The organism is Ruegeria sp. TM1040 (assembly GCF_000014065.1).
GTDB lineage: Bacteria > Pseudomonadota > Alphaproteobacteria > Rhodobacterales > Rhodobacteraceae > Epibacterium.
Window position 1 is genome coordinate 2,575,890 of record NC_008044.1, and the last position, 13,382, is coordinate 2,589,271.

A 13,382-nucleotide genomic window follows, 5' to 3' on the forward strand; every position below is an offset into this window, starting at 1 on the left:
CAGAGCCGGATCCCAAATTCCATCGTGCGAGAAGGCCAAGTTCTCGGTGGAGCTGCTTCCCTACTCTAAAGGCTCCAGTTGCACCTTTTTGCTCCTCTGAAGCGCTCTGTGACGCTCCATTGCGAAACCACCCAGGCGTTTTTGGGTGGCCTCATGTGAGAAAGAACACCGAACGTATGTCCTATTTCAAAGCGAATACCGTTGGTAAATTTTGCGATGTGATCGTCGTAGAATTTTTAAAAAAACGCCTTGTTTCTCCGGGCACTGGAACATATACGGGTCAGCGGAGACGTGGCCGAGTGGTCGAAGGCGCTCCCCTGCTAAGGGAGTAGGCGGGAAACCGTCTCGAGGGTTCGAATCCCTTCGTCTCCGCCATCTTACACACTTATGTGGCGAGCCAGAGCTCAGAAAATTTCTGGAGCTGCAACGGTATGCCCACCAATCACCGTGTTTGTTACGCGCTGCTTCAGTGCACGCTTCCTATAGCCGATCTTGGTTTGAAATTTCGCAACTGAAATGGGCATTGAGAGTGCAGGCAATTCATCGCGTGCCCTCCGCTTTGAGGCTGTATCGAACCCAGTATCGCCAACCAGCCGAGCAGCGGCGCGACACCAGCGGGACATCGCGCCTCGTGGTACCGCACAAGTGGCCCTGCAGGGTTCGTACAGCGCCTTTCGGACGCGAAGACCAAAGGACGCGGCCGCTGCTTCATTGGCGCCAAGATCGGCGCTCGTAGCCTAGCAGATACCCGCAGGAGAAGTCGTCGGTGTCAGCGCTTTGAACCGAGGTTCAGAGTATGCTCGCGCAGCCATGCCATAAAACCACGCGGGTCGCTGTGCAGGCGCTCCATCTGCGCATCCGTCAAGGGCTCTCCGACAACAGGGGCCTGCGGTTTGTTGCAGGAACGCACGATCTCGTGCAGCAGCAGCCCTTGGCGCAGGATAGGTGAGATCTGGCAGGCAATCTGATAGGCGCGAGAGTTTCGGCCCGGGAAGAACATCGGCACAACCTTTGCGCCAGACCGGCGAATAAGCTGCGCGGTGAACACATTCCATTCGCGCTCCACCGCCGGTCCCCACCAGCTGTCGGAAGACATCACAACACCCGAGGGAAACAGAGCAACAACCCCCCCATCTTTGAGGTGTGCCATCGCCTTGGCCCGCATCTCCACCATCTTGCGCTGTGCGTCTGGATCGTGCGGGAACGGCACTGGGATCATGAATGAGGTCGCGGCTTCATCGAGGCCGGTCAGTACCGATCGGGTCAGAATACGATAGTCCAAACGTCGCCGCCCAATAAGATCCGCAAAGATCATGCCGTCCACCATGCCATGGGGATGGTTTGCAACCACGACGACCGGGCCGGTTTCAGGGATATTATTGATCTGTTCTTCGGGGGTCTTGAGCTCGATGCCCATCACATCGAGGGCCCCACGCCAGAATTTGTTGCCCCGGTAGTCGGCGTTACGGGCCTCGAATTTTGACACCATCCGCAGGATCGTAAACTTGCCTGTCAACCATTCCAGGGTCCGGATCGCCAAAGACGTCCAGCGGTCGTCAAAGGAGTTCGCATAGGTCAAAGTACGCCGGTCGTAAATCTCGCCGGAACCTCCCTCCTGGGGGTCTTGCGATGTCATGCCAGAGTTGTTGTCATGCGCGGTGTCAGCCACTTTCACCCGTCCCGTCATTTTGGACCGTTCCGCCAGATTAGTAGCCTTCGCCAAACTTGTCAGCCACCAAGGCTTCGACGGCGGAGGCCAGCGCTTCAGCATCAGGTCCAGAAGTTTCGACGTCAATAGTCGTTCCCTTCGACGCTGCCAACATCAAAAGCCCCATGATGCTATCGCCTGACGCAGACATCCCGTCTTTGATGACCTCGGCAGTGGCATCAAAGCCTTCGACCACTTCGACCAGTTTGGCCGACGCGCGTGCATGCAGACCCTTTTCGTTTACAATCTTGAGCGTTTTTCGAGCCATTGATTATGCCACGCCCCCTTCAGGGTTCACATTTTGAGAATTGATATACTTGCGCCCCGCCTCCATGGCGTGACGCACAGCATCTGCAACCGGCAGATGCCGCGACTTGGCCAGTTTGATCAGCATAGGAAGGTTGGCACCGTAAAGAATGCGCCGGTTCGCAGGCGCACAGGCCCGCAGGCTGAGGTTTGACGGGCTACCACCAAAGAGGTCCGTCACCACGACCACACCATCCCCGACATCAACTGAATTGGCGGCAGTGCAGATCTCATCTTGCTTGGCATCGCGGTCGTCTTCAGGGCCGATGGCAATCGCCACCAGCGCAGGCTGACGCCCGACAACATGTTCAACGGCAGCCAGGTATTCTTTGGCCAATCCGCCGTGTGCGACGATCACGATCCCGATCAAGGATTTCTCTCACTTCAATTGCTGGCCAGGCAGCTCGCGGTGCCTAATTGACACCTGCTGCCCCTCGCGCGCAAGGGCCTTTGCCAGTGTTTCTGCCAAGGTGACGGAACGGTGTTGCCCCCCGGTGCAGCCAAAGGCGATGGAAAAATGCGATTTGCCCTCCTCGCGATAGGCAGGAAGCAACGACAAGGTAAGGTCCAGCACGCGATCAAAAAAGCCCTGAAAGCGCGCATCAGACATCACATAGTCCTGAACTTCCTGGTCACGCCCATCATGGACCCGCAAGGCCGGCTCCCAGTAGGGGTTCGACAGAAATCGGCAGTCAAACACCATATCGACGTTGCGGGGGATCCCACGTTTGTAGGAGAAACTGTGCAAGGACACCGCAAGCCTGCGCCCGCTTGGGGCAAAGAGACGTTCCACCTCGGCCCGCAATTGATGCACGTTGAGATCCGACGTGTCGATGACCACATCGGAACGCTCCTTCACAGGCTGCATCAGATCAAGTTCACGGCTCACCCCCAGTTCTGGGCTTTCTGCGGGGGAAAGCGGGTGGCGACGGCGGGTTTCGGAGAACCGGCGCAGCAGGATTTCGGCATCCGCGTCGAGATAGAGCACCGTCGTCTTCAAACCGCGTCGCGCCTTTAGCATGTCGATCATGTCGACCATGGCCTCGGTCGAGAAATCCCTGTTGCGCGGATCGAGTCCCAGAACAAGCGCGCGATCCGCACCGCCTGCTGCAACCAGTGCGGGGACAAGACGCAGAGGCAAATTGTCGATGGCCTCAAAATCCAAGTCTTCGAGTACGTTGATTGCAGTGGTGCGCCCCGCCCCCGAGGGACCGGTGACCAACACCAGTGGCGGCTCGGTTACCGCACCAGTCTCAGAGTTTGGGCTCTGTTTCGGGGTCAAGTGCTCCACCTTTCACATATTGGATCAAAGCTGCCGGAAAATGCGCGCCGTCGATTCGGTTCACCTTGGGCAATGAAATTCCCAACACCTCTTCCTTTAGGTGGCGCGGCAGACGGTCGGTTTCAAGTTGACCCAAGTCGACCACGACGCAAAGTCGCACCTGCGCCAGCGTCTCAGCGCGGAGAAGCCCCACACCGCGCGCCTCAATGAGGCCTGAGATCGTTTCGGGCGCACGCGCGCGCAAAACCGCGCCGTCCCTAAAGACCTCGGTCTTATCGTCGGCCACTAGGATCGCACCACGTGCCATCAGTTCCAAAGCAAGCGCCGATTTACCGCTCCCGGAGGGGCCACAGAGCAAAACGCCGCGCTCATCGAGCGCGACGCAACTGGCGTGCAATAAAATGACGTCGAGGTCGGGCGACGCGGTATTCACCCGCTCAGACCGGCAGACCGACCACAAAACGAGCTCCGAGCGGCTCGGAGGTCAGATCCGCCTCGGTGGGGCGAATGTTCTCCGCCCAGATCACGCCGCCATGCGCCTCAACAATCTGCTTGGAAATCGCAAGCCCAAGGCCGGAATTGTTGCCAAAATGCTCTTCGGGGCGCTGAGAATAGAAGCGCTTGAAGACCTTGGACAATGCCTGCTCTGGAATGCCGGGGCCGGTGTCTTCGACCACGATCAGGACACGATTGTCCCGCCGCCGCGCCCAGACACGGATCGCATCGCCCTCTTCGCAGAACGAAATTGCGTTGGTGATCAGATTGACAAAAACCTGCGCCAAACGGGCCTCGAGACCCCGGATCAAGATCGGCTCATTCGGCAGCTCGGTGATGTAATCGATTCCCTTGCCGCGGGCGTCTTCGCCCAAATACTGGTTGAGATTGCCGAGCATCTTGAGAAGGTCAAAGTCTTCTTCGTCCTCTTTCACCAGCTCTGCATCCAACCGGGACGCATTGGAAATGTCGCTCACCAACCGATCGAGACGGCGCACATCATGTTCAATCACTTCCATCAGCTTCTCCCGTTGGTCTTCTCGGTGAACCATCCGGAGCGTGCCGACCGCAGACTGCAAACTGGCCAGAGGATTCTTGATCTCATGTGCCACATCAGCTGCAAATTGTTCGTTACTATCGATACGATTATAGAGCGCTTTGACCATTCCACGCAGGGCGCGGCTCAGGCGGCCGATCTCATCCGGGCGCGCCGAGAGGTCCGGAATGCGAATGCGTCCCGGTTTGACCTTGTCGTTGTCGCGGTCCTTGCCGAGCTCTGCCGCCTCGGCCAGATCGGCAAGGGGGTTGGCGATCGTGGAAGCCAGCACGAGGCTCAACCCGATAGAGACCAGGAGGGCGACGATGAACATCTGCAATACCCGCTCACGTTCGATGCGGACGAGACGGTCGATTTCGCCAGTTGCCGAAGTCATCAACAGAACGCCCGTTGCCTGGCCCTGCTGCAAAATCGGATTGGTCGCGGCGTAAACGGTTCCGCCTGCACTGTCGGGCACCGCCCCCACCTGTGTTCCATCGCTGAGCGCACGCTGAATGAGAGACAAAAGCTGGGGTTCGGTCAGGTCGATCTCGGCCACGACGTTTTCCGGCGCGCTTTCGCCGCCCACCGCAGACCAGATCGCCTTGAGCGTGTCAGTGATCAGGGTGCGCCCGCCCTCATTGTCGTTGAGCCGATTGAGCGCATCCGCACGCATGACGCCTTTTTGCTGGTCCAACAGGGTCAGCGACGTATCAAACACAAAAATTTCAACGCCGCCACGCAACGAAATATTATCGAGCGTGCGCGAAATATCCTCCGCGCTGGGTGTGACACCAGCCTCGCCCCCCTCAAAAAGCTGCACCTCAAGTACATCCGTAGCCAGCATCGCCTCGGATACCAATGTGCCAAGCCGCTGGTATACAAGGCTCTGCCGCGCGGAGTTCAAATAGAGGATCCCCGACACAAGGATGATCAGTGCAATCAGGTTGAAGGTGATGATTTTACGCGCCAGCGGAGAACCGCGCAGCGAAAACCAGCCACGCCGCGCCCGTTTGGCCCGCATTTCGCGCCCGACCGTCTGCTCTGGTGCGACCCAATCGTCACCCAGCACCAGATCCCCGTCCCGGCGTGAATCCCGGCCCGTCTGCCGGTGTGTATCGGTCATGCTACTATCGCGCATGCACGCATGTCTCCGCCAAAGACCCCGAAAGTCGGGGTCTTATTCTTCATTGTAGCGGTAGCCGATCCCATAGAGGGTCTCGATCGCTGCGAAATCCGCATCGGCGCTGCGCATCTTTTTGCGCAGGCGCTTGATATGACTGTCGATAGTCCGGTCATCCACATAGACCTGATCATCGTAGGCCACATCCATCAGCTGGTCGCGGCTTTTGACAAATCCGGGGCGTTGCGCCAGCGCTTGCAACAGCAGGAATTCCGTCACGGTCAGCGAAACATCCTGCCCCTTCCAGCTCACGGCGTGGCGCAGCGGGTCCATCCGCAGATGGCCGCGTTCCATCACCTTGGTTTCCGGCGCGGTGCCCACCTCATCGGTGGCGACAGCTTCCTGTCGGCGCAGAAGGGCGCGAATACGCTCAACCAGGAGACGCTGAGAGAACGGTTTTTTGACGTAATCATCGGCGCCCATGCGCAGACCCAGAACCTCGTCGATCTCGTCATCCTTGGAAGTGAGAAAGATCACCGGCATCTGGGTTTTCTGGCGCAGGCGCTGCAACAGATCCATGCCATCCATGCGCGGCATCTTGATATCGAGAACGGCCATATCCGGCAGTTTCTTGTTGAAGGCGTCCAGTGCCGCCTGCCCGTCATTATAGGTTTCGACTTCGAACCCTTCGGCCTCCAGTGTCATCGACACCGAGGTCAGGATGTTCCTGTCGTCATCGACCAAAGCAATCTTTGACATCGGATTTGCCCTTATCTGCTCATTATTCGTTTATTTTATGCCCTTTGTCGCTTGGAAGGCGCCTCGAATCAATCCCTGATTAACGAATCAGGCGAAACTTTGGCGCCTATTGACGCAAAAATACCTTATCATCTGTTAAAGAGCGTCGCGTGAAACATCGCGAGCGGCTCCGTGAAACACCCCTGTTCACTATGGGAAACTTTTGGTGGCGCTAAAGGTTTGCTTGGTTGCGCTAACGACCTGAAACCCTCCTGTTCATCCTGCAAAACCTCGTGTTAAGACCGCCTCATGAGTGCGATTATTGCGCTCCGGCGCCCTATGGCGCAGCCTTTGATCTATGCGGTCCCTGTCACAGCTCCATTGCATCATGCAGGGCCGACACCAGGAGAGACAACAAGATGACATCTGGACGGGTAAACCCGAACTTCCGCCTCGAGGATCAGGGAATAGAGGGTCTGGGCAATGTCTATTATAACCTCATGGAACCGGCCCTTGTTCAAGAAGCGCTCAGCCGTGGCGAAGGCAACCTTGGAAAAGGGGGCGCTTTCCTCGTCACCACCGGCAAGTTCACGGGTCGCTCCCCCAAGGACAAACATGTGGTGAAGACGGCCTCTGTTGCCGATACGATCTGGTGGGAAAACAACGCCGAAATGAGCCCCGAGGGCTTTGACGCGCTTTATGCGGACATGGTCGAGCACATGAAAGGCCGCGACTATTTCGTGCAGGATCTCGTCGGGGGCGCGGACCCCGTGCACGCGATCAATGTGCGCATGGTCACCGAGCTGGCGTGGCACAACCTCTTTATCCGCCACCTGCTGCGTCGCCCCGACCGCGAAGATCTGGATGACTTCATCGCCGATTTCACCATCATCAACTGCCCCTCTTTCCAGGCAGACCCCAATAAGCACAACTGCCGATCCGAAACCGTGATTGCGCTGAACTTCGATCGCAAGATGATCCTGATCGGCGGCACCGAGTATGCGGGTGAGAACAAGAAATCCGTCTTCACCCTTCTGAACTACCTGCTCCCCGAAAAGGGCATCATGCCGATGCACTGCTCGGCCAACCATGCCAAGGGCAACCCGGTCGACACCGCCGTGTTCTTCGGCCTGTCAGGCACCGGCAAAACCACGCTTTCGGCAGACCCGGACCGCGTGCTGATCGGCGATGATGAGCATGGCTGGGCGTCCAACGGCACCTTCAACTTTGAGGGCGGCTGTTACGCGAAGACGATCAACCTCAACCCCGAGGCGGAGCCTGAGATTTACGCCACGACCGAGAAATTCGGCACCGTGATCGAGAACATGACCTTCGATCCGGAGACTTTTGATCTCAACTTCGATGATGACAGCCTGACGGCCAACATGCGCTGCGCCTACCCGCTGCATTATATCTCGAATGCATCTGCTTCGGCGCGTGGCGGACATCCCAAGAACATCATCATGCTCACCTGTGATGCCTTTGGCGTGCTGCCTCCGATTGCCCGTCTGACGCCGGCCCAGGCGATGTACCACTTCCTCTCCGGCTTCACTTCCAAGGTCGCCGGGACCGAGCGTGGCGTCACCGAGCCGGAGCCCACGTTCTCCACCTGCTTTGGCGCGCCCTTCATGCCGCGTCGCCCCGAGGTCTATGGCAACCTCCTGCGCGAAAAGATCGCGGCCCATGGTGCAACCTGCTGGCTGGTGAACACCGGCTGGACCGGCGGCGCCTATGGCACGGGTTCCCGCATGCCGATCAAAGCGACCCGTGCGCTTTTGACTGCTGCGCTTGATGGCTCGCTGGCAAATGCAGAGTTCCGCAAAGATCCGAACTTTGGCTTTGACGTGCCAGTCGCTGCTCCCGGCGTTGCCGAAGTGCTGCTCGACCCGCGCCGCACATGGGACGACAAAGCCGCCTATGACGCGCAGGCCGAGAAGCTGGTGCAGATGTTCTCTGACAACTTCGAACAGTACCTGCCCTACATCGATGAGGACGTGAAAGCAGCCGCCATCTGCTGATCGACGCTTCCCGCAAAAAATACAAAGCCCTCTCCGTTCAATCCGGAGGGGGCTTTTTTGTGTTCCGCGATAAGGGGGCGGCAGGGCTTAGCCCCGCAAGGGCGCGTTCCACCCTTTGGCTTATCGCTGTGCGTTGATGATGGCGGCCACCCGCTCTGCGATGATCCGGCTGGCTTTGGGCGAAGGGTGAATGCGGTCCGGGGCGTGAAAGCTCAGATCGCCATAAGGGACCAGATCGGCCGCAGGCAGAAACGTCACACCGGCATCCCCAGCCGCCAGCTGCGCAAGCCGCGCATCCAGCAGGTCGCCTTCGTCTCGGCAATTCTCGATCGGAGATGACCGACCCGGCGTGCGCAAATATCCGAGCATGATCACTCGGGCGTCGCTTTCGCGAATGCGCATGACAAGTTCGGGAAACGCCCCGGTTGCGCCATCCTGCGAGATGAGCTTGTCCATCTTGCGGTCACATTGCCCGCAGCCACAGCCCAGCCAAAGATCGTTGCCACCGCCATTGAGGATCACCCACTCCCATTTCCCCCCGCGGTATTGCTTTGGGATCGACAGACCCGCCGCACCGCTGATCGGCAGACGATAGATCATGCGCGCGCCCAGCACGGAGCGATCAGCGACCGGCTCGCCCAGTTCTTTGGAGACAACATCGGGGATAGATTGCTGGGACAGACCATTCCACGCCATCAGGGAATCGCCTATCGCGAGGATGCGGGTGTCGGTTCCGGTGACGGTTGCGCCACAGGCTGTAAGAAAGCAAAAACTGAGCAATAAGAGCGCGCGACGGATCATAAACGAGGTCTAGCACAAAAGAGGCGTACAGGAAGTTAAACCTCTCGTCGGACAGCGCACCCCGGGATGGAAACGCTGTCCGCCCATTGCGCCACCTTACGCCAGAAGACGCCGCGCGATCACCTGTGCCTGGATCTCAGCTGCGCCCTCAAAAATATTGAGGATCCGCGCATCGCAGAGAACGCGAGAGATCTTATACTCCAGCGCGAACCCGTTGCCGCCATGGATCTGCAAGCCGTTGTCCGCCGCCGCCCAGGCCACACGCGCGCCGAGGAGCTTGGCCATTCCTGCCTCAAGATCGCAGCGGTGGCCGTTGTCTTTCTCCCAAGCCGAGAAATACGTCAGCTGCCGCGCCACCATGACCTCGACCGCCATCATCGCAAGCTTGGAAGACACGCGCGGGAAATTGATCAACGCCTTGCCGAACTGTTTGCGATCCTGTGCATATTGCATCGCAATATCGAGCGCCGATTGTGCTACGCCAATCGCCCGGGCCGCGGTCTGGATCCGGGCCGATTCAAAGGTTTCCATCAACTGCTTGAAACCTTTGCCCTCTTCGCCACCGAGGAGATTCTCGCCCTTCACATGAAAGCCATCGAACCCAAGTTCGTATTCTTTCATACCGCGATAGCCGAGGACCTCGATTTCGCCCCCCGTCATCCCTTCGGTCGGGAAGGGGGTTTCATCCGTCCCCGGCGTTTTTTCCGCAAGGAACATGCTGAGACCGCGATGGTCCGTAGTCTCGGGGTCCGTGCGCGCGAGAAGCGTCATCACATGGGTACGGGCAGCATGGGTGATCCAGGTCTTGTTGCCGGTGATCTGATAGTCACCCGCCGCGTCCTTCACCGCGCGGGTGCGCAGGCTGCCGAGATCAGATCCGGTATTGGGCTCGGTAAAGACTGCCGTGGGAAGAATCTCGGCGCTCGCGATCTTGGGCAGCCATTGCTGTTTCTGCGCGTCGGTGCCCCCGGCAAGGATCAGCTCGGCGGCAATTTCGGAGCGGGTGCCTAGAGAGCCGACACCGATGTAACCGCGCGACAGCTCCTCAGAGACCACACACATCGACGCTTTGGAGAGCCCGAAGCCGCCAAACTCCTCTGGGATAGTCAGACCAAAGACCCCCATTTCCGCCAGCTCTTCAATCACGTCGAGAGGGATCAACTCGTCCTTCAGGTGCCAGTCGTGCGCAAAGGGTTCGACCTTTTCCTGCGCGTAGCGGCGGAATTGATCACGGATCATCTCCAGCTCTTCGTCGAGCCCGGAGGCCCCGAACATCGTGCTCCCCGCCTGCTGCTCCATCAATTCCACAAGACGGACCCGCGCGGCCTGCGTGTTTCCCGACTGCGTAAGCATCATGACGGCGGGTGCCATCAGCGCGCGCTGATCGTCTTGCGACAGCCCCAGATCCTGAAGGCGCAGCACTTCGCCCTGGTTCATCTGGATCCCGCCATAGATCTGCCAGAGATATTCTCCAAAGGCGATCTGGTGGATCAACTGCTCCATCTCGCCAAACTTTGCGTCCCGCTCAAGCGCCTCTGCCCAGCGATGCATCTGGCGCAGGGAATAGACGTAGGTGGCTAGCCATGCGAGCCCATGGGCGGCATATTGGTGCTGCTCTACCAGCGCCCCGGAAACCCTGCCGTTGTTGCTGACGTTGTCACGCACCCGTGCGGTCGCGCGCTCCAGCAGCTCGTCCAGAGGCGGCAGCGCCTCCTTGGTCAATGCCAGAAGCTCCGGCAGCAGAGGGGTGTTGGGTTTCATATCCTGTCCGTCCAATTGTCCGTCATGGGGCATGCGCATGGTCCTCCTCAGGGCTTGCCCCCTGATAGGTCATTTTGCACCTGCAGCGCAATATTAAATCTCATATGGGCAAATTTTCATTCGATAATTACCCAGAGGTTTTGCAGTGCAGCACGCGCTGGGTGTGCTAAAGGCAGTGGTATGACTGATCTTATTCCCTTTCTCGCGCCGGCCGGATTCGTGCTCGCCTTCATCATTGCGCTTATTGCAGGCACCATAAAAGGCCTTGTGGGCTTTGCCATGCCCATGATCATGGTCTCGGGCCTAAGCTCCATCATGGCACCGGACCTGGCTTTGGCAGGGCTGATTCTCCCCACGCTCGTCACCAACGGGTTTCAAGCCCTGAAACAGGGACCGGCCGCCGCTTGGGCGTCGATGAAACGGTTTCGCACATTCCTTCTTGTGGGGGGGCTCTTCTTGCTGATGAGTGCGCAACTGGTGCGCCTGCTTCCGCCACAGGTGATGCTGCTCATCATTGGTGCGCCAATCACGCTCTTTGCGTTGACGCAGCTGCTTGGAAAACAGCTCGTTCTGCATGAAGCCTCGCGCCGGATGGAGATCGGCATTGGCGCTTTTGCAGGGTTCATCGGTGGCTTTTCAGGTATTTGGGGCCCCCCGACCGTGGCGTATCTCACCGCGCTCGGGACCGAGAAAAAGGAACAGATGCGCATTCAGGGCGTGATCTACGGCCTTGGGGCCGTTGTCTTGTTCTTTGCTCATATCGGGTCTGGTGTGATGCGCGGCGAGACCCTGCCTTTTTCCATTCTGATGATAGTACCAGCACTCCTTGGCATGTGGGTCGGCGGGCGGCTGCAGGATCGGATCGACCAGAAGACATTCCGCCGCGCCACCTTGTTTGTGCTGCTGATCGCGGGTCTCAACCTGCTGCGCCGCGCCTGGGTGGGCTGAGGCGATGCCCTTTGGCCTCAATACCCGGCTGACAGCCAGTCAGATCGCAAGCGGGACCATTGTGGTATCCGTTGTGGTCCTGCTGCTCAAGCTCGGGGCTTGGGCCATGACCGGATCGGTCGCATTGTTCTCTGATGCGATGGAGAGTCTCGTCAATGTCTCGGCGGCGGTGCTTGCGTGGTTTGCGATCCGCTATGCCCAGCGCCCCGCCGATGACGGACACCCGTTTGGACATCACAAGGCCGAGTATTTCTCTGCCGTGATCGAAGGGATCATGATCATTCTCGCCGCGGTTCTGATTTTGCATCAGGCCTTTGCCACATTGACCGCGGGCACCCGGGCAGATCTCTCGGCGATTGGACTGGGCGTCAATGGCATCGCGCTGGTCATCAACCTGGTCTGGGCGCAGGTCCTGCTGCGGGCCGGCAAACGCGTAAACTCGCCTGCATTTGCGGCCGGTGGCCGCCACCTGATGGGCGACGTGTGGACCTCTGCCGGAGTGATGGTTGGGCTTTTGTTGGTGCTGGCGACGGGATGGCACATTCTTGACCCAATTCTTGCGCTGCTGGTTGCGGTCAACATCCTGCGAGAAGGGCTGCATGTGGTCTCTGACTCTATCGATGGGCTGATGGACAAAGCCGCCTCACCTGATGAGCAAGAGAAAATAGCCTCGGTTATTCTTGGTTCCGGTGGCGGTGCGCTTCAGATCCATGACATCAAGACCCGGCGCGCGGGCAAAGCCATATTTGTCGAGTTTCACATGGTTGTGGATGGCGAAATGTCGGTCGCTGAAAGCCATGACATCTGTGACCGCCTTGAAGCAGAGATCGAAGCCGCCCTGCCCGGCGTTCATGTAACCATCCATGTCGAGCCGGATAACAAGCTCGAGGCGGACGGCATCGAGCCGCCCGCGCTCTGACGCCCCTTGCTGTGGGGCAACTGGCGTCGCCCCGCACCTTCTCAGGCGCGCGTCGCCAAGGCGCGCAGCCCGGTCATCAGGGCCAGAAGGGTTTTGGTGTACTGCTCGCTTGTGAGCCGCCCGGCGTCGTCAAACTCCTTGCTGGAGCCCGCAAGGTGCACTTCTGGCCCCGGCAGGACATTGGCTCGAAACGGCACCATGAAGCTGCGCAGCACCATCTGCGCCCGCTCCCCACCCGCACGCCCGGCGGCCGCGGACATCACTGCAACAGGCTTGTCCTGCCATGGATTGCCCTCGGTGCGGCTGACCCAATCAAGCGCATTCTTGAGCACCCCCGAAGGCCCTTTGTTGTATTCCGGTGTCGAGATCACAACCGCGTCCGCGCGCGCGATCTGATCTGCCAGAGCCTGCACCACTGCGGGAATGCCCTCAGCGCTTTCAAGATCCCCATCATAGAGCGGCATATTCAGACCGCCCTCGATCACCTCGGCGGACCCAAATAGCCGCGCGGCCTCACGGGCGAGTTTGAGGTTGGTTGCCTCCTTGCGCAAGGAGCCGGAGAGAATAAGCAATACCGGATCAGCCATCGATAAGTCCTTTCAGAAAATCTGTTTCGTGTTGAAAGCTAGGCTCTTCCCCGGCTCAGACAAACAGGGATCACCGCAGGCGGGGTGTGCATTGCCACACATGGTGCCCCGAGGTACGCAAAAGGCCGCGCTCTGGGAGCGCGGCCATATCTTGTGCACCT

The 13,382-nt window shown here is 58.9% G+C and carries 13 protein-coding genes and 1 tRNA gene; 4 read left to right on the forward strand and 10 right to left on the reverse strand.

The genetic code is table 11. From position 1 onward, the window contains the following. Positions 1-285 precede the first annotated feature (285 nt). Positions 286-375: transfer RNA gene (locus tag TM1040_RS16600), tRNA-Ser, on the forward strand. A gap of 394 nt (positions 376-769) precedes the next feature. Here the strand turns inward: TM1040_RS16600 and TM1040_RS16605 are convergent. The 7 genes from TM1040_RS16605 to TM1040_RS16635 are packed head-to-tail and all read right to left on the reverse strand — an operon-like array spanning position 770 to position 6,208. Then, positions 770-1,669 carry a lysophospholipid acyltransferase family protein gene (locus TM1040_RS16605; RefSeq protein WP_193339798.1) on the reverse strand — a complete coding sequence of 300 codons (900 nt, stop codon included), beginning with the start codon at positions 1,667-1,669 and terminating at the stop codon, positions 770-772. Between the two features lie 37 nt (positions 1,670-1,706). Next, entirely contained in the window at positions 1,707-1,976 is a 270-nt protein-coding gene (locus TM1040_RS16610) for an HPr family phosphocarrier protein (protein ID WP_011539755.1), read from the reverse strand. Positions 1,977-1,979: 3 nt separating this feature from the next. After that, positions 1,980-2,384 (reverse strand): PTS sugar transporter subunit IIA, encoded by a 405-nt coding sequence (locus TM1040_RS16615; protein WP_011539756.1) that lies wholly within the window; start codon positions 2,382-2,384, stop codon positions 1,980-1,982. A 9-nt stretch (positions 2,385-2,393) separates the two neighbouring features. Further along, complete coding sequence (gene rapZ, locus TM1040_RS16620; protein WP_011539757.1) at positions 2,394-3,296, reverse strand: RNase adapter RapZ; 903 nt, start codon at positions 3,294-3,296, stop codon at positions 2,394-2,396. Further along, on the reverse strand, positions 3,268-3,729 hold the full coding sequence (locus TM1040_RS16625; protein ID WP_254658837.1) for an HPr kinase/phosphorylase: 462 nt from the start codon (positions 3,727-3,729) through the stop codon (positions 3,268-3,270). The genes rapZ and TM1040_RS16625 overlap by 29 nt, the downstream gene beginning before the upstream one ends. A 4-nt stretch (positions 3,730-3,733) precedes the next feature. Beyond that, positions 3,734-5,467: a sensor histidine kinase gene (locus TM1040_RS16630; protein WP_011539759.1), complete on the reverse strand. Its 1,734-nt coding sequence runs from the start codon at positions 5,465-5,467 to the stop codon at positions 3,734-3,736. Between the two features lie 39 nt (positions 5,468-5,506). Further along, positions 5,507-6,208, reverse strand: a complete 702-nt coding sequence (locus TM1040_RS16635) for a response regulator transcription factor (protein WP_011539760.1) — start codon at positions 6,206-6,208, stop codon at positions 5,507-5,509. Positions 6,209-6,606: 398 nt separating this feature from the next. Here TM1040_RS16635 and TM1040_RS16640 point away from each other — a divergent pair, with 398 nt between their 5' ends. Then, the gene (locus tag TM1040_RS16640) at positions 6,607-8,205 is read left to right on the forward strand and encodes a phosphoenolpyruvate carboxykinase (RefSeq protein WP_011539761.1); all 1,599 of its coding nucleotides are present in this window, start codon (positions 6,607-6,609) and stop codon (positions 8,203-8,205) included. Between the two features lie 120 nt (positions 8,206-8,325). On the opposite strand, the gene TM1040_RS16645 is transcribed toward TM1040_RS16640, so the two are convergent. After that, the gene (locus TM1040_RS16645; protein ID WP_011539762.1) at positions 8,326-9,006 is read right to left on the reverse strand and encodes an SGNH/GDSL hydrolase family protein; all 681 of its coding nucleotides are present in this window, start codon (positions 9,004-9,006) and stop codon (positions 8,326-8,328) included. A gap of 96 nt (positions 9,007-9,102) precedes the next feature. After that, positions 9,103-10,800, reverse strand: coding sequence for an acyl-CoA dehydrogenase family protein (locus tag TM1040_RS16650; RefSeq protein ID WP_044027266.1), 1,698 nt, complete (start codon positions 10,798-10,800; stop codon positions 9,103-9,105). A gap of 147 nt (positions 10,801-10,947) precedes the next feature. Here TM1040_RS16650 and TM1040_RS16655 point away from each other — a divergent pair, with 147 nt between their 5' ends. Together TM1040_RS16655 and TM1040_RS16660 are read left to right on the forward strand one after the other, a co-directional pair. After that, positions 10,948-11,715, forward strand: a complete 768-nt coding sequence (locus TM1040_RS16655; RefSeq protein WP_011539764.1) for a sulfite exporter TauE/SafE family protein — start codon at positions 10,948-10,950, stop codon at positions 11,713-11,715. Positions 11,716-11,719: 4 nt separating this feature from the next. After that, the gene (locus tag TM1040_RS16660) at positions 11,720-12,634 is read left to right on the forward strand and encodes a cation diffusion facilitator family transporter (protein WP_011539765.1); all 915 of its coding nucleotides are present in this window, start codon (positions 11,720-11,722) and stop codon (positions 12,632-12,634) included. Positions 12,635-12,675: 41 nt separating this feature from the next. On the opposite strand, the gene TM1040_RS16665 is transcribed toward TM1040_RS16660, so the two are convergent. Beyond that, positions 12,676-13,221 carry an NADPH-dependent FMN reductase gene (locus TM1040_RS16665; RefSeq protein ID WP_011539766.1) on the reverse strand — a complete coding sequence of 182 codons (546 nt, stop codon included), beginning with the start codon at positions 13,219-13,221 and terminating at the stop codon, positions 12,676-12,678. Between the last annotated feature and the right edge of the window lie 161 nt (positions 13,222-13,382).

Bases quoted from the DNA above. Each gene is read 5' to 3' on its own strand.
- TM1040_RS16610 (WP_011539755.1), bottom strand. From the start codon at position 1,976: ATGGCTCGAAAAACGCTCAAGATTGTAAACGAAAAGGGTCTGCATGCA.
- TM1040_RS16630 (WP_011539759.1), bottom strand. From the start codon at position 5,467: ATGCGCGATAGTAGCATGACCGATACACACCGGCAGACGGGCCGGGAT.
- TM1040_RS16635 (WP_011539760.1), bottom strand. From the start codon at position 6,208: ATGTCAAAGATTGCTTTGGTCGATGACGACAGGAACATCCTGACCTCG.
- TM1040_RS16640 (WP_011539761.1), top strand. From the start codon at position 6,607: ATGACATCTGGACGGGTAAACCCGAACTTCCGCCTCGAGGATCAGGGA.
- TM1040_RS16645 (WP_011539762.1), bottom strand. From the start codon at position 9,006: ATGATCCGTCGCGCGCTCTTATTGCTCAGTTTTTGCTTTCTTACAGCC.
- TM1040_RS16650 (WP_044027266.1), bottom strand. From the start codon at position 10,800: ATGCCCCATGACGGACAATTGGACGGACAGGATATGAAACCCAACACC.
- TM1040_RS16655 (WP_011539764.1), top strand. From the start codon at position 10,948: ATGACTGATCTTATTCCCTTTCTCGCGCCGGCCGGATTCGTGCTCGCC.
- TM1040_RS16660 (WP_011539765.1), top strand. From the start codon at position 11,720: ATGCCCTTTGGCCTCAATACCCGGCTGACAGCCAGTCAGATCGCAAGC.
- TM1040_RS16665 (WP_011539766.1), bottom strand. From the start codon at position 13,221: ATGGCTGATCCGGTATTGCTTATTCTCTCCGGCTCCTTGCGCAAGGAG.